The following is a 25,732-nucleotide window of genomic DNA, read 5'->3' as shown; positions in this document are numbered from 1 at the left end:
AGGGGAAGGAGGAAGCTAAGGGCGGCTCCGATTACGGAGCCGCCCGGACTGTACTACTTGATGGTGTACCAGAACTTGGAGGTGCGCACCTGGCCGTCTTTCAGCTTGAACTTGCACATGACCCCATACTTGCCCTTCTTGGAAAGGTCGAAGTCGGCGCCGAAGTGTCCCTGCATTCCCATGAGGTCCTTGGTCTGCTCGGACTTGTCCGGCCCCTGGACCTTCGCTTTAACTTCGCCTTCGGTGAGCGGCTTACCGGTTTTGGCGTCTTTGAACTCGACGGCGATGTGGTGAGTCTCTTTCATCCCTTTGGGAAGTTCCATCTTCATGGCGGCCATGTGCTCTTTCATGCTCATGACCTTGAAGGTGGCCTTCACGCCGTTGACAACTTCCTGGTGAGCGACGGCACCCATATCATGATCCATCTTCATATCGCCGTGCCCCATATCCATGGAACCATGGTCCATGGCATAGGAAGCGATCGGGGCGGTCAGAGCGAGTGCAGCGGCAGCCAGAACGATGAGTTTCTTCATGGTGATTCTCCTTTTGCGTGAAAAATAATCTGTTTATTGACTAAGCACGCGGTGTGCCAAGAGCTAAAATGCCATTACAGCGCGGTCTGCCTGCGTTGTGACGCGGTTATTTGAGGAATATTCCACTGCAGTAGTAGCATATTCGCCTAATGCTTCATCCCCGAGTACTTCAGTTTCCCTTTCTTCAGGTCGTGCTTCTTCATCAACACGAAGATCACCGGGGTCATGATCAGTACGTGCACCGCGGATGAGATCATCCCGCCGATCATGGGGGCCGCGATCGGCTTCATGACGTCCGCACCGGTGCCGGATGACCACATGATCGGCACCAGGCCGATGAGCGCGACCGCAACGGTCATCAGTTTGGGTCTGAGCCTCAACACCGCACCCTCGAAGGTGGCGTCGTAGATGTCCTGCTCGGTCACCGGCCCCTTCAGGAGCTTTTTGTCCAGCGCCTCGTGCAGGTAGATGACCATGACCACCCCGGTCTCGACCGCGATGCCGTACAGGGCGATGAAGCCGACCCAGACGGCGACCGACATATTGTACCCGAGCAGCTTCACCAGGTACACCCCGCCCACCAGCGCGAACGGGACCGAGAGCATGACCATGCTCGCCTCGAGGGCGGAGTGGAACGTGAAGTAGAGCAGAATGAAGATGATCAGGATGCCGGCTGGAACCAGCATCTGCAGCCGCGCCTTGGCGCGCACCTGGTTCTCCCACTGGCCGGACCAGGCGATGTAATACCCGGGAGGAAGCTTCATCTGCTTCTCCAGCACGGTCTTCGCCTCGTTCACGAAGCCGCCCATGTCGCGTCCGCGCACGTTAAGAAAGACGATGGAGCGCAGGAGGCCCCCTTCACTGTTGATTTCGGGCGCACCGGTGGAGACCTTAAGCTTGGTCACCAGCGAGAGCGGGATCTGGGCACCTTCCATGCCTGAGACCAGGATGCGCTGGATGGACGGGATGTCGCTGCGCATCTCGCGCATGTAGCGCAGGCGGATCGGGAAGCGGTTGCGCCCTTCCACCGAGGTGGAGAGCATCTCCCCCCCCAGGGCCGTAGCGATCACCTCCTGGATATCCCCCACAGCGACACCGTAACGCGCCGCCGCCTCGCGGTCGATATCGATGTCGATGTAGTTGCCGCCGGTCACCCTTTCCGCGACGACGTCGGCCGCACCGGGCACGGTCTTCAGGATCCCCTCGGCCTGCACCGCCAGGTCCTTCAGCACGTTCAGGTCAGCGCCGAAAATCTTGACCCCCAGGTCGGTGCGCACGCCGGTGGAGAGCATGTTGATACGGTTGATGATGGGCTGGGTCCAGCCGTTTCTGACCCCGATCTGCTGCAGTTTGCTATCGAGTTCGGAAACGATGTCGGCCTTGGTGACGCCGGGGCGCCACTTGTCTTTGGGTTTCAGGATAATGATGCTCTCGAACATGGAGACCGGCGCGGGGTCCGTGGAGGTTTCGGCGCGCCCGACTTTGCCGAGCACGTGCTCCACCTCGGGGACGCTCTTGATCACCGTATCCTGCACCTGGATCAGGCGCTTCGCCTCGTTGATGGAGATGTTGGGGAGTGTCACCGGCATGTACAGGAGCGACCCCTCGTCCAGGGGGGGCATGAACTCGCTTCCGATGCTCATGAACATGGGGATGGCGATGGCGAGCGCCACCAGGTTCAGCGCGATGGTGGTCTTCTTCCACTTGAGCACCCACCGGATCACCGGCGAATAAAGCTTGATGAAGAAGGTAGATACCGGGTTCGCGCTCTCCGGCGGCATCTTGCCGCGCATAAAGTAGTACATCAGCACCGGTACCAGCGTGATGGCGATGAAGGCCGACCCCATCATGGAGAAGGTCTTGGTGAAGGCGAGCGGGTGGAACATCTTTCCTTCCTGCCCTTCGAGCAGGAACACCGGCACGAACGAGAGGATGATGATGGCCAGCGAGAAGAAGATGGCCCGGCCGACCTGTTTGGCAGAGGTGATGATGACATCCAGGCGCTTCTCGCGCCGCTCCTCGGACGGCATCTCGGAGAGGTGGCGGTAGCAGTTTTCCACCATGATGACGCCGGCATCCACGAGGACACCGATGGCGATGGCGATCCCGCCCAGCGACATGATGTTCGAGGTGACCCCCATGAGCTTCATGGTGATGAAGGAAATCAGCACCGCGATGGGGAGGGTCAGCACGATGACCAGCGCGCTCTGGAAATGGAGCAGGAACACGAGGATGACCAGCGACACCACGATTGATTCCTCGATGAGCGAGGACTTCAGGGTATGGATGGCGCGCTCGATCAGGTCGCTTCGGTCATAGGAGACCATGATCTTCACGCCGGGAGGAAGCCCCTTCTCCAGGGAGACGATCTTCTCCTTGACCCGGTCGATGACGTCCTTGGCGTTTTCGCCGTAGCGCATGACCACGATGCCGCCCACGGCTTCGCCCTGCCCGTTCATGTCCAGCATGCCGCGCCGTATCGCGCCGCCAAGCTGCACGGTGCCCAGGTTCTTCACGTAGATGGGCGTGCCGCGCATGTCGGCGCCGACCACGATGTTTTCCAGGTCCGCCGTGGATTTGACGTAGCCGCGGCCACGGATCAGGTACTCCGCATCGGCCTGTTCCAACAGCCTGCCACCCACGTCGTTGTTGGATTTCTTGATTGCCTCGGCCACCTGCCCCACCTTGATGTTGTAGGCGAAGAGACGGTTGGGGTCGAGGTCGACCTGGTACTCGCGCACGAAGCCGCCGATGGAGGCCACCTCGGCCACGCCCGGCACCGTATTCAACTGGTAGCGCACGAACCAGTCCTGCAGGGTTCTGAGCTGCTCGAGGTCGTACCCCTTCCCTTCGAGCGTGTACCAGAAGACGTGTCCGACGCCGGTGCCGTCGGGTCCCAGGGTCGGGACGACGCCCGGCGGCAGCAGGCTGGCCGCGTAGTTCAGGCGCTCCAGGACGCGGGTCCTGGCCCAGTAGATGTCGGCCTTGTCCTCGAAGATCACGTAGATCATCGAGAAGCCGAAGGCGGAGGAGGCACGCACGGCGCGCACCTGCGGCAGCCCCTGCAGGTTCACCGCCAGCGGGTAGGTGACCTGGTCCTCCACCACCTGCGGCGAGCGCCCCGGGTAGTCGGTGAAGACGATGACCTGGTTGTCGGAGAGATCGGGTATGGCGTCCACCGGCGTCTTGTAGACGGCCCAGACGCCCCAGGCGATCAGCAAGCCGAACAGCATCAGCACTATGACGCGGTTGCGGGCGGAATATTCGATGATCTTTTCAATCATGTAAAACCTCAGTGCTCATAGGATTCCAACAACTACATCTTCATGTCGCCCATATCCATGCCGCCACCCTTCTTGGGTGCGGCGGGTGCGGCCGGTGCGCCGTGCCCCTGGTGCTGACCTGGCGCACCGGGAGCCGCCGGCGACGCGGCTGCGCCGGGAGCAGCTGCGCCTGCGTGCCCTTCGTGGCCGCCGCCACCGCTGCCTCCGGCAAGCTGCGATTCGGAATCGATCAGGTAGCCGCCGGAGGCCGCCACCTTGTCCCCCTGCTTCAGGCCGGAGAGGATCTGCACCTTGTCTCCCACACGGGCGCCCACCTGCACGTCGTGCGGCTCGAACATGCCCGGCTGTGACTCCACCCACACCACCTGGCGCTTGCCGGTGTCCATCACCGCGGTGGACGGCACCACCAGCGCGTTCCCCAAGGGGGCCTTAATGGAGGCGTTGACGAACATGTCGGGCTTCAGCTTGAGACCGGGGTTCCCCAGTTCCACCCGCACTTTCACGGTGCGGGTCTTGGGATCGAGGAAGGGATAGATGAAGGAGACGCGCCCGGAGAAAGTCTTGCCCGGATACGACTGCGACAGGATCTCCACCCGCTGTCCCATCTTCACGAAGCTGAACTCGTTCTCGTACACCTCGACATCGACCCAGACGGTGGAGAGGTCGGCGATGTTGAAGAGAGGATCGCCCATGTTCACGTACTGCCCTTCCTGGACCACTTTTTCGATCACGACGCCGGAAAGCGGCGTGTAGATGGGCAGCTTGATGTTGGGGTGTCCCGCCTTTTCCAGTCCGGCGATCTGCTCGTCCTTCACCCCCAGGAGCTTGAGCCTCTGGCGCGCCGAGGCCACCAGCCCTTCGCCCCCCTGGGAGATGGCGTCGATGCTCGATTTTTTGAACTGCTCGCGGCTTCTCAGCGCCAGGAGGTATTCCTGCTGCGCGGCGACCAGGTCGGGCGAGTAGATCTCCGCCACCGGCCGTCCCTTGGAGACGAAGGCGCCTACCGTGTTCACGTTAAGCTTGTCGATGCGCCCGGCCACCCATGCGGTCACCTTGGCCTGCTTGGACTGGTCGTACTGCACGATGCCGACCGCGTTGATCTCCTTGGAAAGGGGCGCGTATTCGGCAGGCACCGTGGCGACGTTGGCCATGACCGACTGGGTCGGCGAGAGCGAGACGTGCCCGAGCATCTTCTGCTCCTCGGCGCTCGCCTGGGTCCCCTCCACCTTCTTGATCAGCTGCATCCCGCAGATGGGGCAGGTCCCCGGCTTGTCCTTGATGATGAAAGGGTGCATGGCGCAGGTGTAGAGCACCTGCCCCTGGGCCGCCTTTTCCTTGCCGGCCGGCGCCTGGTGCTTCTGGTGCCACAGGTAGTATCCTCCGCCGACTGCCGCCGCTACCAGAATCAGGATGATGGGAACTGCAACCTTGACGCTTTTGTTCATGAGTAAATACCTCGTGGGGTAGAAATTTATTCAGGCGGCCTTCGATTCACAAAGGCCTCACAGTCCGGCAGCTAAGTCCCCTCCCCCGGAGGGGGAGGGACAGGGAGGGGGCTCCTGACAGCGTCCCCCCCCTATCGCTCCTCCCCCTCCGGGGGGAGGAGCGATAGGGAAACGGAGCTAGCGCAGTTCCTTGCCCACCAGCGCTTCCAGCTGGGCCAGCTTCATCTGGTAATCAGCCATCGAGTCGTAGTATTCGCGCTCGTAGTTGAAAAGGGTGACCCGGTTGTCCAGCAGGGTCAGGAAGTCCACCTTGTTGACCCGGTAGCCGATCACCGCAGACTCGAGCGACTGCTCGGCCTGGGGAATGATGCCGGTGGTGTAGAGATCAATCAGCTTTTTGCGCCGCTCCAGCTGCGCCAGGAGGTCGTTGATCCCGGATGAGATGGTGTTCCTGGCGCCGCTCAGCTCCTCGCTGGCCATGTTGACCTCGGAGGAGGACTCCGCCCTCATGGCTGCCCGCCGCTCTTTCTGGATCGGCAGGTTGAATGTGACGCCCAGCGAATACATGTCGGAGCCGTCGCTCCCCATCGCCTTGTCGCGCTGCATGTACTCGAAGGAGACGTTGAAGTCGGGATACGATTCCTTCTGGGCCAGCAGGTGCCCCACCCTCCCCTTCTCGATCTGTGCCTTGATGGTCTTCAGCTGCGGGCGGTTTTCCTCAGCGATGTCGAGCAATTGCTCGGGGGTGTACGTGAACGGGGCCAGCTTGAAATCCGTTATGGCGCCGACCTTGGTCGTCTGCGGCCGGTTCAACAGGGAGTTGAGGTTGACCTCCAGGCTCCTGCGCTGCTGCTCCAGGGATATCTTCATGTCCAGCATCTTGGAGCGCTCTAGGAGCGCCTTGTAGATGTCCTGCTGGGCGCCCTGCCCCACCGAGTACTTGGTCTGGGCCAGGGTGATGAAGTCGTCCAGTATCCTGATGTTCTTGTCGATGATCCCCAGCGACTTGTCGACGAAGTAGACCTGGTAGTATGCCTCGCGCACCATGCGGGCGAGCTCGAGCTTGCGCTCCTCCACGCTCCAGCGATAGGTCTCGGCCTCGGCGGCGGCGATATCCTCTTTCAGCTGTCTCTTGCCGGCAAAGGGGATCAACTGGCTGATACCGACCACCTTCTGCGTCATGCCGTCGCGCTTGAAGTTCACGGGATCGGTCACCACGCCGTTCTGGATCTTCAGCATCAGCATGGGATCTTCCAGGGCGCCCGCCTGCCTGATACGGCTTCGGTACATCTCCCAGCGGGCCGACGACGACTTGAGTTCCGGGTTGTTGGCCAGGGCGGTCTGCACCAGTTGATCGAGATTTTCTATGGCTGGGCTTGCCTGGTCGGCATGAACCGCGGGTGCGGAGAGCAGGAGGGTCAACGACAGGTACAGAAAAAGAAGCCGGTATTTCATGGTGACTCCACAAACTTGACAGTAACTTTCACGATACTTTTACACGATCCGTGCCCGACTGATAACTGCGCGATTTACAAAGCATCAGACACTGGGGGCATAAATTTCAGCGAAGGATATTCGGCAGTTACAGTGGAATATTATACACACATCGGCAGGTTAATCTTTCAGATGAGAAGAAAATCGCATAAATAGAAAAATCTGGAGAGCACGAAGTACGAGAAGTGTGTGTTCTCCAGATTTTTAGATTTTAAGCAACGATTGCCGACTCTACGCACTGATCAAGCCATCCTTGAGATGGATGGTGCGGTCCGAATAAGCTCCGTTCTCGGGGTTGTGAGTGACCATGACCACTGTCTGCCCCGCCTCATTCAGTTGCCTGAAGAGCGCCATGACTTCCTCGCTCGTTTTCGAGTCGAGGTTTCCGGTCGGCTCGTCGGCGAGCAGGATGTGCGGGTTGTTGACGATGGCGCGGGCGATGGCGACACGCTCCTGTTCCCCGCCGGAGAGCTGGTTGGGGAGCCGGTCGGTCTTGGCACCGAGTCCGACCCGCTCCAGCGCCTGGCGCGCCGCCTCCTTCTTGGCGGCGGTGCTCATCTTCACGATGGCGAGCGGCAGCATGACGTTCTCGAGCGCGGTCAGGTACTGGATCAGGTGAAAGGACTGGAACACGAAGCCGAGGTTCTGGGCGCGGAAGTCGGCCAACTCCTCGCTTTTCAACTGGTACAGCTTCACCCCGGCCATCTCCACTTCACCGCTGGTTGGATGGTTCATCCCCCCCAGGACGGAGAGGAGCGTACTCTTGCCGGAACCGGACTGCCCCATGATGGTGATGAATTCTCCTGCCTCGATGGTGATGTCCACGCCGCGCAGCGCCTCCACGAGGTCGGAGCCGGTCTGGTACTGCTTCTTCACGTTCTTCATCTCTATGATAGCCATTTCGTCCTCATTTATCGCAGTCCCCCTCCCCCCTGACGGGGAGGAAGGGGCCGGGTGAGGGGGAAGCGGCCACAGGCAACGCCGATGGCAACATCCCCCCCCTGCCCCCTCCCGTCAAAGGAGGGGGGTGAGAGGTTAGAGTGCCCGCAGGGCTTCGGTCGGGTCCATCTTGCTGGCGTGCAGCGCAGGGTAGAGGCTGGCCAGGATGCCAAGAAGCAGCGCCAGCGCTATCGAGCCGAAGGCGATAGTGGTGTCCCAGACCAGGTGTGCGTTCTTCGTCTCCGCCATGAACGGGAGCGCGAGCTTCGCGCCCCCCATGCCGGCCGCGTAGCCGAGCACGCCGGCCAAAAGGCTCACCAGAGCGGCCTCCAGAAGGATGATGCGCATGATGTGGCTCTTCCTGAAGCCGATGGCGCGGAACACACCGATCTCGGTGGTGCGCTCGTTCACACTCCCCATCATGGTGACGAAGACGATGAGGGAGCCGATGAAGACGACCACGCTTGCCATGGCGTAGGAGAAGCGTTTGAACTGGTCCAGTGCCTTCAGGCGCCCCGCCACGACCTGCTGGATCGCGGAAACCTTGCTGTCCGGGAGCAGTTCGGCGATCTGGTTCACCATGTCGGAGATGGGGCAGCCGGAGCAGAGGGCGGCGACCTCCGCCATGGTGATCTTTCCTTCCTTGCCGAGCACCTTTTGCGCTTTCGGGAGCGCCATGAAGACCAGCGAGTCATCCTGTGAGCCAGTCTGGTTCAGAACACCGGCCACCTTGAACTTCTCACCCTTGATCTCGATATTGTCGCCGGAAGTTGCGTTGAGGGTGTTGGAGGCGTCGCTTCCCAAAAGCACCTCGTGGTCCGCCTTGGGCTCGCTGCCGAAGATCTGCCACCACTGCTTCATCTTGAGCTCTGCCGCGAAATCGACCCCGACCAGCAGCACGTCGTGGGTACCCACCTTGACGCCGCCCAGCACCTTGGGAGAGATGGAGGAGATGTTCTTGTTGTTCTTGATCTTGCGGACCTTGTCGAGGTCAGCCTCCTTGATCTCGCGCTGGTCGAAGGTGACGCCACCGAGGTTGATGCCGCCGTAGTTCATGGACAGGCCGTTACTCTGCGGGGTGATCAGGATGTTGGCGCCGAATTCGTCCATTTTGCGCTCGATGTCGTTGGACATGGAGCGGGTCAGGGTGACCAGGGTCACGATGGTGGCTATGCCGACCATGAGGCCGATGGTCAAGAACGCCATCTTGGCCTTGCGGCGTTTCAGGTTGTTGATCGAGATGGTGTGCAGTTTCATCGTTTCTCCGTGCTGCGGTGTCGATCGGTGCAAATGGGGGGGCGAATGATTATTCGCCCCTACAGTGGACGTGTGTACATCGCTGACCACACCCTCCCCCCTCTGGAGAGGGTGGCCGAAAACCGGATGGTGGCCCCTGCCTTCGCCCCCTGGGAGAGGGTGGCCGAAGGCCGGATGGTGGCCCCTGCCCTCGCCCTCTGGGAGAGGGTGGCCGAAAACCGGATGGTGGCCCCTGCCCCCGCCCCCTGGGAGAGGGTGGCCGAAGGCCGGATGGTGGCCCCTGCCCTCGCCCCCTGGGAGAGGGTGGCCGAAGGCCGGGTGAGGGAGGTGTTGAAGTTGAAAGATGCCGCGGGACCGAGGAGGCGGAACCCCGCGGCATCTCCTTTCAACAACCACCGGCTACTCTTAATCAAGTGTCATGCCAAACAGGAATAAAAGCGTAACCAGCTGGAATGGCGTGACCAGCGGGAGGCGACGGCGGTCCAGGGCAACGGCTGCGGGGGAATATTCCACGTATCCAGCAGAATATTCCACACACAACCGCATCCCTGCTACTTACCCACCTCTTCGCTCTTGACGAGCTTCATGCCGCAGATCGAGCAGTCGGCGGTCGGGTCCTCGCTGGTGATCCATGGGTGCATCGGGCAGGCATAAAGTGCTCCCTTAGCGGCGACAGGCTTGATGGTAGCCTTCTTGCCGAAAAAGAACCAGAGGTTGAATAAAATCAGGGCCGCTCCGCCCAGGGTGACGAAAATTTGAGACGCGTCCATGGTTACCCCCTTTCTACGGTGAAGCCGCGCAGCCGCAGGGCGTTGGTCACCACGCTCACCGACGAGAGTGCCATGGTGAGCGAGGCGATGATCGGGCTCAACAGCCAGCCGGTGAACGGATACAGGATCCCGGCCGCAATCGGGATGCCGAGGATGTTGTAGATGAAAGCGAAGAACAGGTTCTGCTTGATGTTGGCGATGGTGGCGCGGGACAGCGCGATGCTGGAAATGACGCCGTTCAGGTCCCCGCGCACCAGCGTGATGTCGGCCGCCTCGATGGCGACGTCGGTGCCGCTTCCCATGGCGATGCCGACGTCGGCCTGGGCTAGCGCCGGGGCGTCGTTGATGCCGTCGCCCACCATGGCGACTATCTTGCCCTGCGCCTGCAGTTTCCTGATTTCCTCGCCCTTACCGTCCGGCAACACTTCGGCCACCACGCGGTCCACGCCGACCTGGCGGGCAATGGAATCGGCGGTGCGGCGGTTGTCGCCGGTCAGCATGATCACCTCGAGCCCCAGGTCGTGCAGCCGCTTCACGGCGCCGGCTGACCCTTCCTTGATCGGATCGGCAATGGCGACGACGCCGGCATAGCTCCCGTCAACCGCTACCAGGACCGGGGTCTTGCCTGCATCGGCGAGACGGTGCAGAGATTCGGCATCGGCAGATATGCCGTTGTTTTTAAGGAGCAGTTCGGTCCCGACCAGGACCTTCCTCCCGTCCACCTCCGCCTCGATGCCGTGCCCGGGGATTGCGTTGAACCCGGTTACCGGCAATCTGGAGAGCCCCTCTTCTTCGGCCGCGCGCACGATAGCTTCCCCGAGCGGGTGCTCGCTGCCCCCCTCCGCCGAGGCGGCAAGCTGCAGCAAGGTCTTCCGGTCCAGCCCCTCGCTTTCGATGTCGGTGACTGACGGGACGCCGCGGGTTATGGTGCCGGTCTTGTCCAAAACGATGGTGGTCAGCTTGTGCGCCGTTTCCAGTGCCTCGCCCCCCTTGATCAGGATGCCGCTTTGGGCACCGCGTCCGGTGCCAACCATGATGGCAGTCGGGGTGGCCAGACCGAGGGCACACGGGCAGGCGATGATCAGCACCGAGACGAAGGTGAGCACCGCCATGTTGAGACGGGTCTCGGGTGGCGTCACATCAAACCAGATCACGAAGGTGGCGATGGCGAGACTGATGACAACGGGGACGAAATAGCTGGCGATCAGGTCGGCCAGGCGCTGGATGGGGGCTTTGCTCCCCTGGGCCTGCTGCACCAGGCGCACGATCTGCTGCAGCACGGTGTCTTTGCCGACCCGGGTGGCGCGCATACGGAATGAGCCGGTCTTGTTCAGGGTGGCGCCGATGACGGTATCGCCGAGTTTCTTGTGCACCGGCAACGGTTCCCCGGTCAGCATGCTCTCGTCGACTGAAGAGCCCCCTTCGACCACTTCACCGTCTACCGGCACTTTTTCGCCGGGGCGCACCACGATGACGTCACCCAGTTGAACCTCGGCGATGGGGATGTCCTCTTCCCTGCCGTCGCGCACCACGCGCGCCAGCTTCGGCTGCAGGCCGATCAGGGCATGGATGGCGCCGCTGGTCTTGCTGCGGGCACGTGCTTCCAGGAGGCGCCCCATAAGGATCAGGGTGACGATGATGGCGGCCACCTCGTAATAGACGCCGACCGGTGATGCCATTGCATGTCCGTGCCCGGCAGCGCCAGCCTCGCTACCCGCGCCCGCCATGAGCCAATCCGGCGCGATGGTGGCCACTAGGCTGAAGACGTACGCGGAGAGCGTGCCAAGCGCAACCAGGGTGTTCATGTCGGCCACCCGGTGCTTTGCCGCGGCCCAGGCGCCGGTGAAGAACTCGCGCCCGGCCCAGAACAGAACCGGGGTAGTCAGGGCGAGTTCGACCCAGGCGCGTCCCGGGAAGTTGAAGGCATCGGCCAGGGCAGGGACCAGATGGCCGGCCATGGCGAGTATGGCGACCGGCAGCGTGAGCGCCAGCGCCAGGAAGAACTTCTTCTTGTTCTTTTGGTACTGCGCCTCGTGCACCTGGGTCTGCGCTTCCAGCATGCTGGCCTCGTCAGTATCAGTCCCGGCGCTCCCTGCCTCCAGGACGTCATACCCCATGTCGCGCACCACCTGCTTCAGCGCGTCGGGGCTGGTCCCGTTCGGATCGTAGGTGACGCTGGCCCGCGTGGTGGCGAAGTTGACCGCCGCGGTCACGACGCCGGGCGTCGTGTTCAGGGTCTTCTCGATCCGCCCGGCGCATCCGGCGCAGTTCATCCCCAGAAGCGGCAACTCGCACTGTTCCACCTGCTCCGGAGCAGGCCGCTCAAGCGGAGCAAGCGGCTCTGCCGCTGCAGGCGACTCGTCCGGTGCGGGCACGGCGGCTTGCTTCAGATACGTGTCGGGAGAGGCCAGAAACTTCTCCAGGCAACTCGCGGAGCAGAATTTGTAACTGGTCCCCAGGTGTGTCGCGGAGAGGGGTGCAGCTTCTCCGACTTCCATCCCGCAAACCGGATCGCGTAACGATACTTTTTCAACCATTGGCTTTATCCTCCCTAAACCGCTACTTCAGGAAACGCGACAGTGCCGTCTTGACTTCGTCCAGCAATTGTTGCTGGCTCATCGGCTTGGCCTGGTCGTGCTGCTTGTCGCCCCCCTGCCCCAGGACACAGTTCTCCAGGTGGCGGGTCAGCAGCTCGACGCCAAGGGAATCGAGGGCGGAGCGCACCGCGGAGATCTGATTCAGGATGTCGACGCAGTAGCGCTTCTCCTCCAGCATCCGCTCAATGCCGGCCACCTGCCCGGCGATCCTTTTCACGCGGGTATTAAGCTTGTTCTTCGACGAGTCGCTCATGGCTCCCTCCTTCCTTCAATGATACCCCACGGGGGTATACTGTTACACAGACAATACCCCCAGGGGGTATCAAAGGTCAAGAGGGATTATGCATCAGGATCCATAAGAACGTGTAGGGGCGAATAATCATTCGCCCGCCTTTGGTTGGATGACGCCGCAGGACGCAGGACGGAAGCCGAGGCTCAAGTTTCAACATTGTGTGCAAAGAAAAAGGGGCGAATGATTATTCGCCCCTACAGGTTGATGCGGTTGACTGTGCCTGCGCTCAACTCTTGAGGAACTGCCTCAGCACAAAGGGAAGGATGCCGCCGTGGTGATAGTAATCGAGCTCGTTGGAGGTGTCGATGCGTACCAGGACTGTGAAGGATCCGGTGGATCCATCCATCCCGGTGTACTTCACCGCGAGATTCTGCCCCGGCGTCACTGCGTCGAGACCGGTGAGGTCGAAGCTCTCGGTGCCGTTGAGGCCGATACTCTTGTAGCTCTCGCCGGGCAAAAACTGCAGCGGGAGAATCCCCATCCCCACCAGGTTGGAGCGATGGATCCTCTCGAAGCTTTCCGCTATGACCGCCCTGACACCGAGGAGCTTGGTCCCCTTGGCGGCCCAGTCGCGCGAGGAACCGGTGCCGTACTCCTTGCCCGCTATGACGACCAGCGGCGTGCCTTCGGCCCGGTACTGCTCCGAGGCGTCGAAGATGGACATCTGCTTGCCGCTGCCGTCTCCTTTGGCGAAGAACATGGTGACGCCGCCTTCCACGCCGGGAACCAGCGCGTTCCTGATGCGGGTGTTGGCGAAGGTGCCGCGCACCATCACTTCATGGTTGCCGCGTCGCGCACCGTAGGAGTTGAAGTCCTTGGGCTCGATCCCCAGCGACATCAGGTAGCGTCCGGCCGGTGTGGCTTTGCCGATGGAGCCTGCGGGCGAGATGTGGTCGGTGGTGATGGAATCGCCCAGCAGAGCCAGGCAGCGCGCCCCGGTGATATCCGGTACCTGCTGCGGCTCGGGCGGAAGGTCGAGGAAGAAGGGAGGCTCCTTGATGTAGGTCGAATCCTCCTGCCACTGGTACAGCTCGCCGCTGGGGACGATGAGGCTGCGCCACTCGTCGTCACCGTGGAAGACGTCTGCGTAGTTGGTGGCGAAGGATTCGGCGTGGACGCAGCTTTGCACCAGTTCCGCAACCTCCTTGTCGTCCGGCCAGATGTCCTTCAGGTAGACCGGCTCACCGTTGGGGTCGGTGCCGAGCGGATCGCGGGTCAGGTCGATGTTGATGTTACCCGCCAGTGCGTAGGCGACCACCAGGGGGGGCGAGGCGAGGTAGTTGGCCCGGACGTGGGCATTGATGCGCCCTTCGAAGTTGCGGTTGCCGGACAGGACCGCCGCCACCGCGAGATCCCCCTCCACCACCGCGCGGGAGATGTGGTCGGCCAACGGTCCGCTGTTGCCGATGCAGGTGGTGCAGCCGTAGCCGACCAGGTGGAAGCGGAGTGCATCCAGGTAAGGGGTGAGCCCCGCGGCTGCGAGATAGTCGGTCACCACCTTGGAACCCGGAGCCAGGCTGGTCTTCACCCAGGGGCGCACCTGGAGCCCGCGCCGCACCGCGTTTCGTGCCAGCACACCGGCACCGATCATGACCGAAGGATTGGAAGTATTGGTGCAACTGGTGATGGCCGCGATGACGATGGAGCCGTGGCAGAGGTTGTAGCTGGTGCCGTCGGGCTGGCGCACCGGGACGCACTGCCCCAGCGAGCCCAGTCCCTTGTCCGGATGCTCGGCCATCAGTTCGGGGGCGACCGTGACCGGCGCCCCCCCCTCCCCCAGCCACCGGTTCAGCGTTTCCTTGTCCACGTGGGCCGCGTCCTGCTGCCTCAGGGTGACGAGCTGCCTGCGGAACGACCCGCGCACTTCCTTCAGGCGCACCCGGTCCATGGGACGGCTGGGGCCGGCAAGGGAGGGCTCAACGTCGGCCAGGTCCAGCTCCAGGGTGTCGCTGAAGACCGGCTCGGGGCGATCGGAAGAACGCCAGAGTTCCTGCCCCTTGAAGTAAGCCTCGACCAGCGGTACCACCTTGCCCCTGCCGGAGAGTCCGAGGTAGGCCGTGGTCTGCTCGTCGACGGGGAAGACGCCGATGGTGGCACCGTACTCGGGAGCCATGTTGCCGATGGTGGCCCGGTCCGCGATGTTGAGCGATGCGGCGCCCGGACCGTAGAACTCGACGAATTTCCCGACGACCCCCTTCTTCCGGAGCATCTGGGTGATGGTCAACACCAGGTCCGTCGCGGTGGCGCCGGGGCTCAAGGCACCGGTCAACCGGAAGCCGACCACCTGCGGGATGAGCATGGAGCAGGGCTGCCCCAGCATGGCGGCCTCCGCCTCGATCCCGCCGACACCCCAGCCGACCACGCCGAGGCCGTTGATCATCGTGGTGTGCGAGTCGGTGCCGACCAGCGTGTCCGGCAGCACCCACTCACCCCCGCCCGCCCCCTCTACCGTGTTCACGAGCGCCACCTGCGCCAGGTATTCCAGGTTCACCTGGTGGCAGATGCCGGTCGCCGGCGGTACCACGCTGAAGTTCCTGAAGGCGGACTGCCCCCAGCGCAGGAACTGGTAGCGCTCGTGGTTGCGCTCGAATTCCAGCACCGAGTTGGCCTTGAGCGCCAACTCGCTGCCGTACTGGTCCACCTGTACCGAGTGGTCGATGACCAGGTCGGCGCGCTGCATCGGGTTTATGTCAGAGGGGCGCCCCCCGAGCCGGTTCAGGGCGGAGCGCATGGCGGCCAGGTCGGCCACGGCAGGCACCCCTGTGAAGTCCTGCAAGAGGATGCGGGCCGGCATGAACTGTATCTCCTGGTCCGGCTCAGCCCGTGCGTCCCAGCGTGCCACCGCCTCGATGTCCTCCTTTTTCACCACCACACCGTCCTCACGGCGCAGCAGGTTTTCCAGCAGGATCTTCATGGAATAAGGCAGGCGGCTGATATCGATGCCCGAGTTGTCCGCGAAGGCCTTCAGCGAGTGATAGCGGTAGGTCTTGCCGTCCACGGTGAGCGTGGAGAGGGTGTTGTAGCTGTTGGAAACGCTCATGCTTTTCTCCTCAGACTTTTTTTACCGCGACGTTCGCGGCGACCAGGACCGGGTCCCATACCGGCGCGTAAGGCGGGGAATAGCTCAGATCCAGCTCGGCGATCTCGAAAACGGTCATCTTCTTGTAGATGGCAGTCGCCAGGATATCCAGCCGCTTGGCCACCACGTCCTCGCCGACCATCTGCCCACCGAGCAGGAGACCGCTTCCTTTCTCACACAAAAGCACGATGCGGATGGTGCCGCCACCGGGGAACTCCCCACGGGTCGGGCCGTCCACCACCACCTTGACCACGTCCTTGCCGAGCGTCTGCAGTTGCCGCTCGCTGAGCCCGGTCGTGGCCACGGTGTAGTCGAAAAACTTGAAGACCGCGGTCTGGTCGATCCCCCAGAACTCCGTCATCCGGTCGGGGTTGCAGATGTTGTGGCCGATGACCCGCCCCTGCTTGTTTGCCGCCGGTCCGAGAGGGAAGTAGGAGTTGAGTCCCAGTTGCCGCACGTAGTGCTCCGCGCAGTCACCGCCGGAAAAGACGCCGTCGAGGTTGGTGCGCAGGTAGCGGTCCACCTTCACTGCGCCGGCAACACCCAGCTCCCCCCCCGCCGCGGCAAAGAGGGCGGTATTGGGCCTGGCCCCCGCGGCAACTACCACCATATCGGCATCGAAGGTCCCGGCGGAAGTCTTCACCTGTCGCCCAGACTTTTCCTCGATGTCGACGCCGGTCAGCAGCTCGACCCCCTTTTCCCGCGCCTTCGCCACGACCTTCTCGCGCACCTCCTCGCAGAAGGAGGGGAGGATCAGCGGTGCCTTCTCCAGGATCACCGGGGCGAGCTTCAGGTTGGTGAGGACATCGGCGACTTCGAGGTTGGTATAACCTGCCCCGACAAGGAGTACCTTCGCGGGAGGCTTTTGATAGAGGAATTCCTTTGCCCGGCGGGTATCTTCCAGGGTACGAAAATAGAAGACGTCGATGGCGTCGAAGCCGGGGATGTCCAGATGGATCGCTTTATTCCCGGTGGCATAGATCAGGAAGTCGTAACTTTCACTGTAGCTTTTACCGGTTTGCAGGTCGGTGACCTCAACCCATTTACCGCCTGCGTCGATCCGGGTGACTTCCTGGTGCAGCCTGTAGTCGACCCCGCGCTCGCCGCGTATTACCTCCAGCGGCATGGCGTAGAGCCTCTCCACCGGCCGGTCCTTGAAGAATAGGTTGTACGGCATTCCGCAGGCGGCGTAGGAGACGTCGCCGCTCTTCTCGAGGACGATCACATCGGCCTCCGGAGACTGCCTCTTGATCTGGCTCGCAGCCGAAAGGCCGGCGGCAATGCCGCCGATGATGACGCACTTCATGAGATCTCCCCTGCAGTTTATTCGGGTTCGAACATGCTCTTGTCGACGCCGCACACCGGGCAAACCCAGTCATCAGGAATATCCTCAAAGGCCGTTCCCGGGGCCACGCCACTATCGATGTCGCCCACCTCAGGATCATAGACATAACCACAAACGGTACAGCGGTACTTCTGCATGAGTTCCTCCTTTGCCATCCAGAGTTGATACAGTCCCCTTCCCTGCCATTACCATTGTGGCAGGGCGGGTCGTGCGTTGAAAAACATCCATAAAAAGTAGCTGGCGCCCCATTAAAGTCAAGCCGTCTCGCGATCATTAGAGAAAGCAGTATGTACAGCGGAGACCATCGGTGCTAAAGATAGCGCTCTGCGCGGCGACGGGTGCCGCAGGTAGCATTCACAACCGGAGTCTCGCATGAAAGGTGTACTGGGAAAATTCGACATGGGGCTTTTGGCCTCGGAACAGCGCCCGATGTTGCGCTTTCTGGTGGTGCTCACCGCCGCCTCGACCATCGGGCTGCAGGGATATACCATCCTTTTCAACAACTTCGCCGCCGAAATGGTTCATCTGAACGGAAGCCAGGTGGGCGTGACCCAGTCCGTGCGCGAGATCCCGGGTCTCTTGTCGCTCCTGGTGGTGTTCGTCCTGCTGCTGGTACGCGAGCACAAGCTGGCGGCGCTTTCGGTGGCGCTACTTGGGCTCGGCACCGGCATCACGGCGCTGATCCCCTCCTACGGATGGGTCATCTTCACCACCGTGGTGATGAGCTTCGGATTCCACTACTACGAGAGCACCAACCAGTCCCTCACGCTGCAGTATTTTTCGACGGCGCTGTCGCCGCTCATCTTCGGCCGGCTGCGCGCGCTCGCAGCGGTGTCGAGCGTAGTGGCGGGGATCATCGTGTACTGCCTGAGCGGAGTGGCGCAGTACCGCGAGATGTATCTCGCCATCGGCGCCCTGGTCCTCGCAGCCGGGATCTGGGGGCTGTTCCAAAACCCCACCCACGCCGGGATCGTGCCGCAGCGCAAGAAGATGATCCTGCGCCGCCGGTATTCGCTCTTTTATCTTTTGACGCTTCTCTCCGGCGCCCGGCGCCAGATCTTCGTGGTCTTCTCCATCCTGCTCCTGGTCCAGGTGTTCCATTTCACGGTGCGCGAGATGACCATCCTCTTCATCGTGAACAACGTGGTGGCCTACATCCTCAACTCACTGATCGGCAAAGCGATCAACCACTTCGGCGAGCGCACCATCTCCTCCATCGAGTATTCGGGCGTCATCGTCATCTTCCTGGTCTACGCGTTCACCACATCCAAAAATCTGGTCATGCTCATGTACATACTGGACAACATCCTCTACAATTTCGAGGTCGCGATCAGGACGTACTTCCAGAAGGTGGCCGATCCCGCTGATATCGCATCGTCGATGTCTGTGGGGTTCACCATCAACCACATTGCGGCCGTGTTCCTGCCCGCCCTGGGGGGATACTTCTGGATGATGGATTACCGCATACCTTTCATCGGCGGCACAGTGCTAGGCGTCATCTCACTCATAGCGGCACAGTGGATGCGGGTGCCTGAGAAAGCGCCCGAGGTCCCACTCATAGCGGAAGCAAAATAAACGATCACAAGTAAGACGGTAAGTAGATATTCCAGTAAAGAGGTAATCATGTTCAAAAGAATCGATCACATTGAGATAATCCCGTGCGACTTCGAACGCTCCATCAAGTTCTATACGGAGATTCTCGGGTTTTCCATCAAGGAGAAAATGGCGGTGGCCGCGGCGCCGCTGGAAGAAATCGCATACCTCGCGCTTGGCGACACGGTGCTCGAGCTTATGCGGGTGCAGGATGCAGCCATATCCGCCCTGGAACCCTGGGGCACCGGTTACCGGATGATGGCGCTGGAGGTGGAAGACATGGACGCCGCCCTCGCCTACCTGGCCGGCAAAGGCGTCACCCCCAGTTGGGGACCGGTAACACTCGGCAGTTCCAAGCGTGCCGAAATACGTGATTGCGACGGTTTCCCCATCGAACTGAGACAGTGGTAACCACCAAAGGAGGTGCTATATGATGATCCCGATTCCTGAGAAGATGAAAGAAGTGATGGCGCATGAGGGCGTGGTGGCCATAGTGACACAGGGGATCGAAGGCCCGCACATGGTCAACACCTGGAACAGCTACCTGAGGATCAGCGCAGACGGGAAGCTCCTGGTACCGGTCGGCTACATGCACGTGACGGAGAACAACCTGGCCCAGAACCCGAGAGTCCTGATCACGCTGGGCACACGCGAAGTGGAAGGGAGTCACGGCCCCGGCACGGGGTTCTTCGTGGAAGGAACAGGAACCATCGTCCATTCCGGCCCCACCTTCGACTCGACCAAAGCCGCCTTCCCGTGGGCGCGGGCCGTGATGGAGATCAAGATCCTTGCCGCAAAGCAGACCCTTTAAGCACCCCCCCAAAAATCCTCCCTCGCCCTTTGGGAGAGGGGCTGGGGGTGAGGGCGCTGCAATAGGCAATGTGCCGCATGAAGCCCCGCCCCCTCCCGGCACCTTCTCTGAGGGGAAAGTGGACTTCCCGAGTGAACAAAAAAGAGCGCCGCAGTTTTTCTGCGGCGCTCTTTGCTTATGCCGACCCTTACCTGCCACCCTCAGCGCCGCATCCTGCTGCGCTGCACGTTGAAGGTCGCCCGCGGCTCACGCGCGGCGGTCTTACCCGCTTCCAGCAGCGCAAAGCGCAGACAGATGGCCCCGATGGTGGTGAGGGCCCCGCTCACCTTCCTCTTCAACGGAGAGCGCACCGGCAGCAACTCGACCAGGATGCCGGTGACGAGGGCGGCCTTGGCCGCCGTCCACAACACTCCCCCTCGGGAGAGGGGTAAAAGGCGGGCGGTGTGCTTAAAAAACTGGGGCCATTAATGCCGTTTGGAATAATAGAGTTCTTTGACGGGGAGATGCTCAAGCGCTCGCATCCCAGGTTCTTTGAAGAATTCTGGAGAGCACCTGTGAGTTGCACGAAGGTTTGCAGGTGCATCACGTCTCCCCCCTTCGCAAAGGGGGGACGTGAGGGCGTGGACTGTCCTGCGAGGCATCCATGCCCTGGCTCACAACTGCCCCGTAGGAAAAAAAAGCACCTGCAGGCGCGGGGCCGGCAGGTGCTTATGGAGGTTCCTATCTGAAACGGGATTTACTTGAAGGTAGCCAGGATGTACTTCGCTATCGCGTTGGCTTCGGCGTCGGGCACGGCCTTGGCGTCGAATTTGGTCATGCCCGGACCGGGATTGCGCATCTTGGCAACGATGTCCTTCTCGGTCTTGACGCCGTTGGCGGCGAGGTCCTTCTTGCCCAGCCCCTTCTTGGGATTGATGAGGTTGCCGCCTTTCGGGTGGCAGGCGACACAGTGCTGGTCGAACTTCGCCTTGGCGTCGATCTTCTCGCCCTTCTTGGCCTCCGCGAAGGCGGGAACAGCGATCACCGACATAGACAGCACAGCAGCAGTAAAAATGGCAACTTTCTTCATTTGATTCCTCCTTGGTAGTATCGGGGGGGCGTGCCCCAGTCGAGTATGCTTGCAGCCTTGTCATTGACACCCGGCTTGAAAGCAAAAGCGGAATCAATGCTAGTCTAGATTTTTCTGTTGTCAATGACGCGACATGCTTTGCCTTCAGCCCTCGGGATGCTGTTGGGCTCCACCAGTTTTACCACCGCCCCAACGCCGAGCACGGAATCGATCTTCTTCTCCACCTTGTCCAGGAAGGCCTTTTGTTTCTTCATCTCGTCGAAGAAGATGTTTTCGGTCACCTCGATGCGGATTTCCAGTGTATCCAGCGCCCCTTTGCGGTCCACGACCAACTGGTAGTGCGGCTGGCACCCCTCGATGGCGAACAGCACATCCTCGATCTGCGACGGGTAGACGTTGACCCCCTTGATGATGAGCATGTCGTCGGAACGCCCCATGGTCTTCTTCATGCGCACCATGGTTCTGCCGCAGTCGCACTTTTCGTAGTCCAGAGAGGTGATGTCGCGGGTCCGGTAACGGACCATGGGGAAGGCTTCCTTGGTGAGCGAGGTGAGCACCAGTTCGCCTACGCTCCCCGGAGGAAGCACAGCGCCCGTGTCCGGATCGATGATCTCGGCGATGAAGTGGTCTTCGGAGATGTGCATGCCGCGTTTGCACAGGCACTCGCCGGCGACACCCGGGCCGATGACCTCGGAGAGGCCGTAGTTGTCTGTGGCGGTGATGCCGAGCCGCTCCTCGATCTCGCGGCGCATAGCCTCGGACCAGGGCTCCCCGCCGAAGAGACCGACCTTCAAGGTGAGGTTCTTGGGGTCGATGCCCATCTTCTCCATCCGCTCCGCGATGGTGACGGCGTAGCTCGGGGTGGAAACAAGCGCGGTGGTGCGGTAGTCCTGCATGATCATGATCTGCTTCTCGGTGTTCCCCGCGCCCATCGGGATAACGGAGGCGCCGATCATCTCGGAGCCGTAGTGCAGGCCGAAGGCGCCGGTGAAGAGTCCGTAGCCGAAGGCGATCTGCACCACGTCATCGCTGTTGACCCCCGCCGCGGTCATGAAGCGCGCCACGAGGCTCGACCAGACCTTCAGGTCGTGCTTGGTGTAGCCCACGACGGTGGGCTTGCCGGTGGTGCCGGAGGAGGAATGGATGCGGACCACCTCGCGCAGCGGCACCGCGAACATGCCGTACGGGTAGTTGAGGCGCAGGTCCTCCTTGGTGGTGAACGGGAGCTTGGCCAGGTCGGCGAGGGACCTGACGTCCTCGGGGACGATCCCCATCTCCTTGAACCTGTTGCGGTAGCAGGTAACGTTCTTGTAAACGCGGTTCAGAGTAGCCTGGAGCCGCTCCAACTGGAGCTGCTCGATCTCCTCCCGCGGCATGCACTCGTAATCTGGCTCCCAAATCTGCATAGCTACCTCTCCCAAATTTCTTTCTTGTCGCGCCCCAGATAGGCGCGCTGCACGTCCTTGTTTTCCAGCAGTTCGGACGCCTTTCCTTCAAGTATCACTTTACCTGTCTCCAGGACGTAGCCGCGGTCAGCCACCTTCAGGGTTGCGCGCGCGTTCTGCTCCACCAGGAGGATGGTGGTCCCCTCCTCGCTGCGCAGGCGCTCGATCACCTTGAAGATGTCCTGCACCACCAGGGGGGCGAGCCCCATGGACGGCTCGTCCAGCAGCAAGAGCTTCGGACGCGCCATGAGCGCGCGGCCGATGGCCAGCATCTGCTGCTCGCCGCCCGAGAGCGTGCCGGCCGCCTGGCGACGGCGCTCCTTGAGCCTCGGAAACATCAGGTACATCCGTTCCAGGTCCGCGCCGATCTCGCTTCTCTGCCCGCCGGCGCGGTAGCGCAAGTAGGCGCCCAGCTCCAGGTTTTCCTCGACCGTAAGGGGATTGAAGACCTGGCGCCCTTCAGGCACCTGGGAAAGGCCCAGCGAGACCACCCGGTCGGCCGCCAGCCCGACTACATTGTTCCCCTCCAACAGGATCTCCCCGCTTGCCGTCGGGATGATGCCGGAGAGGGTATTGAGGAGCGTAGTTTTCCCCGCGCCGTTGGCGCCGATGAGGGTCACTATTTCGCCGGCCTTCAGGTGCAGCGAGACGTTCTTGAGCGCGTGCACCTTGCCGTAATATGCGTTGATGTTCTTGATTTTTAGCATTAACGGTTGTCCTTGGTTGTCCCCCCTCGCCCTTTGGGAGAGGGGCTGGGGGTGAGGGCGACGCAAATTGGCACCACTCTCGCTCGGGGCATCTCCCTCACCCGCCCTTCGGGCACCCTCTCCCAGAGGGAGAGGGACCGGAATAAAGGGATGGAGCTACTCCTCGCCGTGTCATTCCCCCCTCGCCCTTTGGGAGAGGGGCTGGGGGTGAGGGAGACGCAAGTAGGCGTCACTCTCGCTCGGGGCATCTCCCTCACCCGCCCTTCGGGCACCCTCTCCCAGAGGGAGAGGGACCGGGGATGGAACTACTCCTCGCCGTGTCATTCCCCCCTCGCCCTTTGGGAGAGGGGCTGGGGGTGAGGGCGACGCAAACAGGCGTCACTCTCGCTGGGGCATCTCCCTCACCCGCCCTTCGGGCACCCTCTCCCACAGGGAGAGGGACCGGAGAAAAGGGGATGGAGCTATTCCTCGCCGAGGTACGCGGTTATGACGGCCGGGTTGTCCTGGATCTGCCTCGGCGTCCCTTCGGCCAGCATGGTCCCCAGGTTGAGCACCACCAGCTGGTCACAGATGTCCATGACCAGGTCCATGTCGTGCTCGACCAGCGCCACGGTGACACCAAGGTCACGGATCCTCTTGATCAACTCCGCCAGCTCCGCGGTCTCGCTGCTGTTCAGCCCAGCCGCCGGCTCATCCATCAAGAGGAGCTTCGGCTCCAGGGCCATGGCCCGGGCGATCTCCAGGAGTCTCCCCTTCCCGAAGGAAAGGGTCCCGGCCTGGACACCCGCCAGATCCGGTATCCCGACAAATTCAAGAAGCTCCATGGCCCGTTCGCGGATACGGCGCTCCTCGCTCATCTGCCAGGGCATCCTGAAGGAGCAGGCAAAAAGCCCGGAGTTGCTCCGGGTGTGCAGGCCCACCATGACGTTCTCCAGCACGGTCATCTTGCCGAAGAGCTCGATATTCTGAAAGGTGCGCACCAGCCCGAGCCGCGCACGCCCTTCAGGCGGCAGTTTGGAGATGTCCCTACCCTCGAGAAGGACCGCCCCGCTCGAGGGTGGATAGATCCCGGTGGCCACGTTGAAGAGCGTGGTCTTGCCGGCGCCGTTGGGCCCGATGATGCCGGTGATGGACCCCTTGCCGACGTTGAAGCTGATCTGCTCCAGCGCGGTCAGCCCGCCAAACCTCTTGCCGATTCCGTTCAGGCTAAGCATCGCTCCCCTCCGTCACCTTCCTGGCCGGCAGCAGGCACCGGAACAGCGCAGGAATCCCCTCCACCAGGCCGCCGGGGAGGTAAATGGTCATGGTGATGAGCAAGAGCCCGTACACGATGATGTCGTAATCCTGGAAGGTGCGCAGCATCTCCGGGAGCAGGGTCAAGAGCAGCGCCCCCAGGATGGAACCGTAGACGCTTCCCAGGCCGCCGATGACGATCATGGTGAGGATCTCGACCGAGAAATGAAAACCGAAGGAGTTGGGAGAGATGAAAGTCATCACGTGGCAGTACAGGCTCCCCATGATGGCCGACATGAAGGCCGAGAGCGTGAAGACCTGCACCTTCATGAGCCTCGCGTTGACCCCCATGACGCGCGCGGCCACCTCCGAGTCGTGGATGGCGCGAAGCCCCCTGCCGAAACGCGAGTTGACCAGGTTCAGCGACAGGAGGATCATCCCCAGCGCGAAGACCCATACCAGGTAGTAGTTCTTCACGTCCGAGTCGAAGGTGAAGCTGCCGATGGCGAGGTTGGGGATGCCGGAAAGGCCAGAGGGACCGCCGGTAAGATCGACGGTCTCGTTTAAGGCGATGTTTACGATGACGCCGACGCCCAGGGTGGCCATGGCGAGATAGTGCCCCTTCAGGCGCAGCACCGGGAACCCTATGGCGAAGGCGAAAAGCGCGACGCATGCGGCGACCACGATCATGGCAAGCCACGGGTTGAAGCCATAGGCGGTGGTCAGCACGCCGGAACCGTAGGCGCCAAGGCCGAAGAAGGCGGCTTGCCCCAGCGATATCTGGCCGGCGTAGCCCAAAAGGAGGTTGAGCCCCAGGGCCAGCACGCTGTTGATCCCGACGAAGATGAGGACGTTAGTGAGATACCCTCCCGACAGCGGCAGAGGGATGAGCAGCACCACGAGGGCAAAAACGAGAAATTTAATTCTGTCCGATTTCAAAGTAAAACCTTAAACCCTTTCTGTTTCACCCTTCTTGAAAAGTCCCTGCGGCCTGATGAAAAGAATCAGGAGCAGGATGAAAAACGCGATGGCGTCCTTGTAACCCGAAGAGATGAGCCCCGCCCCAAGCGACTCCAAGGTGCCGAGGATGAGCCCCCCCAGCACGGTGCCGAGGCCGCTTCCCATCCCCCCCATGATGGCGGCGCAGAATCCCTTCAGCCCCAGCATGACGCCGACGTCGTAGGCGGTCATGGTGAGAGGCGCGATGATGACGCCCGCCAGCGAACCGACGGCGGCGCTGATCACGAAGGAGAAGAGCACCATGCGCCCGACGCTGATCCCCACCAGGTTGGCGGCGCGCGGGTTGAATGAGCAGGCGCGCATGGCCTTGCCGCTGATGGTGTGGTTGAAGAAGAGCCGGCAGCCGATGATGACCAGGACGGTGACGCCGAAGATCCAGAGGTGCTGCGGCAAGAGGGTGGCCCCTGCGACGCTGATGGGGTCGGTCCCCGAGAAGGCCGGCAGCGCCTGGGTGTCCTTGCCCCACAGCAGCATCACCAAACCACGGATCAGGATGCTGGCGCCGATGGTGATGATGATGAGCGAGAGCGGGGTGGCGTTTTTGAGCGGCCGGATGGCCAGCCGCTCGAAAACAAGACCGATTACGGTGGTCACCGCCACCGCGACGATGATGGCCGCCAAAAGCGGCAGTTGCAGCACGTTCAGCGAGAAAATGGTCAACACCCCGCCCAGCATTACGAACTCACCCTGGGCGAAGTTGATGATCCCTGTCGAATTGAAGATGATGGCGAAGCTGAGGCCGATCAGGGCGTAAATGGAACCTGTGGCGAGCCCTGATATGACGAACTGCGTTACCTGGTTTAAAAGCTCCATGAATCC

23 protein-coding genes are annotated in these 25,732 nt (G+C 61.7%); 4 read left to right on the top strand and 19 right to left on the bottom strand.

Going from position 1 to position 25,732, the window contains the following annotated elements:
* Positions 1-53: 53 nt before the first annotated feature.
* The 6 genes from KP001_RS05455 to KP001_RS05430 all read right to left on the bottom strand — a co-directional run bounded on the left by KP001_RS05455 (position 54) and on the right by KP001_RS05430 (position 8,952).
* The gene (locus KP001_RS05455) at positions 54-533 is read right to left on the bottom strand and encodes a hypothetical protein (RefSeq protein ID WP_217288542.1); all 480 of its coding nucleotides are present in this window, start codon (positions 531-533) and stop codon (positions 54-56) included.
* A gap of 146 nt (positions 534-679) precedes the next feature.
* Complete coding sequence (locus KP001_RS05450; protein WP_217288541.1) at positions 680-3,817, bottom strand: efflux RND transporter permease subunit; 3,138 nt, start codon at positions 3,815-3,817, stop codon at positions 680-682.
* Positions 3,818-3,849: 32 nt separating this feature from the next.
* Positions 3,850-5,262, bottom strand: coding sequence for an efflux RND transporter periplasmic adaptor subunit (locus KP001_RS05445; protein WP_217288540.1), 1,413 nt, complete (start codon positions 5,260-5,262; stop codon positions 3,850-3,852).
* Between the two features lie 177 nt (positions 5,263-5,439).
* A complete protein-coding gene (locus tag KP001_RS05440; protein ID WP_217288539.1) occupies positions 5,440-6,717 on the bottom strand; it encodes a TolC family protein in 1,278 nt (425 codons plus the stop codon).
* A 270-nt stretch (positions 6,718-6,987) separates the two neighbouring features.
* The gene (locus KP001_RS05435) at positions 6,988-7,656 is read right to left on the bottom strand and encodes an ABC transporter ATP-binding protein (RefSeq protein WP_217288538.1); all 669 of its coding nucleotides are present in this window, start codon (positions 7,654-7,656) and stop codon (positions 6,988-6,990) included.
* Positions 7,657-7,791: 135 nt separating this feature from the next.
* Positions 7,792-8,952 carry an ABC transporter permease gene (locus tag KP001_RS05430; RefSeq protein ID WP_217288537.1) on the bottom strand — a complete coding sequence of 387 codons (1,161 nt, stop codon included), beginning with the start codon at positions 8,950-8,952 and terminating at the stop codon, positions 7,792-7,794.
* 45 nt (positions 8,953-8,997) lie between these two features.
* Here KP001_RS05430 and KP001_RS05425 point away from each other — a divergent pair, with 45 nt between their 5' ends.
* Positions 8,998-9,387 carry a hypothetical protein gene (locus KP001_RS05425; RefSeq protein ID WP_217288536.1) on the top strand — a complete coding sequence of 130 codons (390 nt, stop codon included), beginning with the start codon at positions 8,998-9,000 and terminating at the stop codon, positions 9,385-9,387.
* A gap of 116 nt (positions 9,388-9,503) precedes the next feature.
* Here the strand turns inward: KP001_RS05425 and KP001_RS05420 are convergent, their stop codons facing one another.
* The 6 genes from KP001_RS05420 to rd all read right to left on the bottom strand — a co-directional run bounded on the left by KP001_RS05420 (position 9,504) and on the right by rd (position 17,172).
* The gene (locus tag KP001_RS05420; protein ID WP_217288535.1) at positions 9,504-9,722 is read right to left on the bottom strand and encodes a heavy metal-binding domain-containing protein; all 219 of its coding nucleotides are present in this window, start codon (positions 9,720-9,722) and stop codon (positions 9,504-9,506) included.
* Between the two features lie 2 nt (positions 9,723-9,724).
* Positions 9,725-12,259, bottom strand: a complete 2,535-nt coding sequence (locus KP001_RS05415; protein ID WP_217288534.1) for a heavy metal translocating P-type ATPase — start codon at positions 12,257-12,259, stop codon at positions 9,725-9,727.
* 22 nt (positions 12,260-12,281) lie between these two features.
* Positions 12,282-12,572, bottom strand: a complete 291-nt coding sequence (locus tag KP001_RS05410; protein WP_199388746.1) for a metal-sensitive transcriptional regulator — start codon at positions 12,570-12,572, stop codon at positions 12,282-12,284.
* A gap of 265 nt (positions 12,573-12,837) precedes the next feature.
* Positions 12,838-15,651: an aconitate hydratase AcnA gene (gene acnA / locus KP001_RS05405; RefSeq protein ID WP_217288533.1), complete on the bottom strand. Its 2,814-nt coding sequence runs from the start codon at positions 15,649-15,651 to the stop codon at positions 12,838-12,840.
* A 10-nt stretch (positions 15,652-15,661) separates the two neighbouring features.
* On the bottom strand, positions 15,662-16,996 hold the full coding sequence (locus KP001_RS05400) for an FAD-dependent oxidoreductase (RefSeq protein WP_217288532.1): 1,335 nt from the start codon (positions 16,994-16,996) through the stop codon (positions 15,662-15,664).
* A gap of 17 nt (positions 16,997-17,013) precedes the next feature.
* A complete protein-coding gene (gene rd, locus KP001_RS05395; protein WP_183346161.1) occupies positions 17,014-17,172 on the bottom strand; it encodes a rubredoxin in 159 nt (52 codons plus the stop codon).
* 235 nt (positions 17,173-17,407) lie between these two features.
* Here rd and KP001_RS05390 point away from each other — a divergent pair, with 235 nt between their 5' ends.
* The 3 genes from KP001_RS05390 to KP001_RS05380 are packed head-to-tail and all read left to right on the top strand — an operon-like array spanning position 17,408 to position 19,439.
* A complete protein-coding gene (locus KP001_RS05390; protein WP_217288531.1) occupies positions 17,408-18,610 on the top strand; it encodes an MFS transporter in 1,203 nt (400 codons plus the stop codon).
* A 48-nt stretch (positions 18,611-18,658) separates the two neighbouring features.
* On the top strand, positions 18,659-19,039 hold the full coding sequence (locus tag KP001_RS05385) for a VOC family protein (RefSeq protein WP_217288530.1): 381 nt from the start codon (positions 18,659-18,661) through the stop codon (positions 19,037-19,039).
* Between the two features lie 19 nt (positions 19,040-19,058).
* Complete coding sequence (locus tag KP001_RS05380; RefSeq protein WP_224956371.1) at positions 19,059-19,439, top strand: pyridoxamine 5'-phosphate oxidase family protein; 381 nt, start codon at positions 19,059-19,061, stop codon at positions 19,437-19,439.
* Positions 19,440-19,639: 200 nt separating this feature from the next.
* On the opposite strand, the gene KP001_RS05375 is transcribed toward KP001_RS05380, so the two are convergent.
* From KP001_RS05375 to KP001_RS05345, 7 genes are all read right to left on the bottom strand, one after another.
* On the bottom strand, positions 19,640-19,849 hold the full coding sequence (locus KP001_RS05375) for a hypothetical protein (protein ID WP_217288529.1): 210 nt from the start codon (positions 19,847-19,849) through the stop codon (positions 19,640-19,642).
* Between the two features lie 326 nt (positions 19,850-20,175).
* Positions 20,176-20,508 (bottom strand): c-type cytochrome, encoded by a 333-nt coding sequence (locus KP001_RS05370; RefSeq protein WP_217288528.1) that lies wholly within the window; start codon positions 20,506-20,508, stop codon positions 20,176-20,178.
* 104 nt (positions 20,509-20,612) lie between these two features.
* Positions 20,613-21,914 (bottom strand): phenylacetate--CoA ligase family protein, encoded by a 1,302-nt coding sequence (locus KP001_RS05365; protein ID WP_217288527.1) that lies wholly within the window; start codon positions 21,912-21,914, stop codon positions 20,613-20,615.
* Between the two features lie 2 nt (positions 21,915-21,916).
* The gene (locus KP001_RS05360) at positions 21,917-22,660 is read right to left on the bottom strand and encodes an ABC transporter ATP-binding protein (protein ID WP_217288526.1); all 744 of its coding nucleotides are present in this window, start codon (positions 22,658-22,660) and stop codon (positions 21,917-21,919) included.
* 461 nt (positions 22,661-23,121) lie between these two features.
* Entirely contained in the window at positions 23,122-23,874 is a 753-nt protein-coding gene (locus KP001_RS05355) for an ABC transporter ATP-binding protein (RefSeq protein WP_217288525.1), read from the bottom strand.
* Complete coding sequence (locus KP001_RS05350; protein WP_217288524.1) at positions 23,867-24,832, bottom strand: branched-chain amino acid ABC transporter permease; 966 nt, start codon at positions 24,830-24,832, stop codon at positions 23,867-23,869. The genes KP001_RS05355 and KP001_RS05350 overlap by 8 nt, the downstream gene beginning before the upstream one ends.
* Before the next feature lie 9 nt (positions 24,833-24,841).
* Complete coding sequence (locus KP001_RS05345) at positions 24,842-25,726, bottom strand: branched-chain amino acid ABC transporter permease (protein ID WP_217288523.1); 885 nt, start codon at positions 25,724-25,726, stop codon at positions 24,842-24,844.
* Positions 25,727-25,732: the final 6 nt, after the last annotated feature.

This window comes from Geomonas subterranea, from assembly GCF_019063845.1.
In the GTDB taxonomy this organism is placed as follows: Bacteria; Desulfobacterota; Desulfuromonadia; order Geobacterales; family Geobacteraceae; genus Geomonas; species Geomonas subterranea.
This window is presented reverse-complemented; position numbering and strand designations above follow the sequence as displayed.

What these genes read in the sequence shown, in the direction of transcription:
- acnA (WP_217288533.1), bottom strand. Translation starts at nt 15,651, where the DNA reads ATGAGCGTTTCCAACAGCTACAACACCCTCTCCACGCTCACCGTGGAC.
- KP001_RS05360 (WP_217288526.1), bottom strand. Translation starts at nt 22,660, where the DNA reads ATGCTAAAAATCAAGAACATCAACGCATATTACGGCAAGGTGCACGCG.
- KP001_RS05430 (WP_217288537.1), bottom strand. Translation starts at nt 8,952, where the DNA reads ATGAAACTGCACACCATCTCGATCAACAACCTGAAACGCCGCAAGGCC.
- KP001_RS05355 (WP_217288525.1), bottom strand. Translation starts at nt 23,874, where the DNA reads ATGCTTAGCCTGAACGGAATCGGCAAGAGGTTTGGCGGGCTGACCGCG.
- KP001_RS05445 (WP_217288540.1), bottom strand. Translation starts at nt 5,262, where the DNA reads ATGAACAAAAGCGTCAAGGTTGCAGTTCCCATCATCCTGATTCTGGTA.
- KP001_RS05455 (WP_217288542.1), bottom strand. Translation starts at nt 533, where the DNA reads ATGAAGAAACTCATCGTTCTGGCTGCCGCTGCACTCGCTCTGACCGCC.
- KP001_RS05345 (WP_217288523.1), bottom strand. Translation starts at nt 25,726, where the DNA reads ATGGAGCTTTTAAACCAGGTAACGCAGTTCGTCATATCAGGGCTCGCC.
- KP001_RS05390 (WP_217288531.1), top strand. Translation starts at nt 17,408, where the DNA reads ATGAAAGGTGTACTGGGAAAATTCGACATGGGGCTTTTGGCCTCGGAA.
- KP001_RS05425 (WP_217288536.1), top strand. Translation starts at nt 8,998, where the DNA reads ATGATTATTCGCCCCTACAGTGGACGTGTGTACATCGCTGACCACACC.
- KP001_RS05400 (WP_217288532.1), bottom strand. Translation starts at nt 16,996, where the DNA reads ATGAAGTGCGTCATCATCGGCGGCATTGCCGCCGGCCTTTCGGCTGCG.
- KP001_RS05420 (WP_217288535.1), bottom strand. Translation starts at nt 9,722, where the DNA reads ATGGACGCGTCTCAAATTTTCGTCACCCTGGGCGGAGCGGCCCTGATT.
- KP001_RS05410 (WP_199388746.1), bottom strand. Translation starts at nt 12,572, where the DNA reads ATGAGCGACTCGTCGAAGAACAAGCTTAATACCCGCGTGAAAAGGATC.
- KP001_RS05450 (WP_217288541.1), bottom strand. Translation starts at nt 3,817, where the DNA reads ATGATTGAAAAGATCATCGAATATTCCGCCCGCAACCGCGTCATAGTG.
- KP001_RS05370 (WP_217288528.1), bottom strand. Translation starts at nt 20,508, where the DNA reads ATGAAGAAAGTTGCCATTTTTACTGCTGCTGTGCTGTCTATGTCGGTG.
- KP001_RS05380 (WP_224956371.1), top strand. Translation starts at nt 19,059, where the DNA reads ATGATGATCCCGATTCCTGAGAAGATGAAAGAAGTGATGGCGCATGAG.
- KP001_RS05415 (WP_217288534.1), bottom strand. Translation starts at nt 12,259, where the DNA reads ATGGTTGAAAAAGTATCGTTACGCGATCCGGTTTGCGGGATGGAAGTC.
- KP001_RS05435 (WP_217288538.1), bottom strand. Translation starts at nt 7,656, where the DNA reads ATGGCTATCATAGAGATGAAGAACGTGAAGAAGCAGTACCAGACCGGC.
- KP001_RS05440 (WP_217288539.1), bottom strand. Translation starts at nt 6,717, where the DNA reads ATGAAATACCGGCTTCTTTTTCTGTACCTGTCGTTGACCCTCCTGCTC.
- KP001_RS05365 (WP_217288527.1), bottom strand. Translation starts at nt 21,914, where the DNA reads ATGCAGATTTGGGAGCCAGATTACGAGTGCATGCCGCGGGAGGAGATC.
- KP001_RS05385 (WP_217288530.1), top strand. Translation starts at nt 18,659, where the DNA reads ATGTTCAAAAGAATCGATCACATTGAGATAATCCCGTGCGACTTCGAA.
- rd (WP_183346161.1), bottom strand. Translation starts at nt 17,172, where the DNA reads ATGCAGAAGTACCGCTGTACCGTTTGTGGTTATGTCTATGATCCTGAG.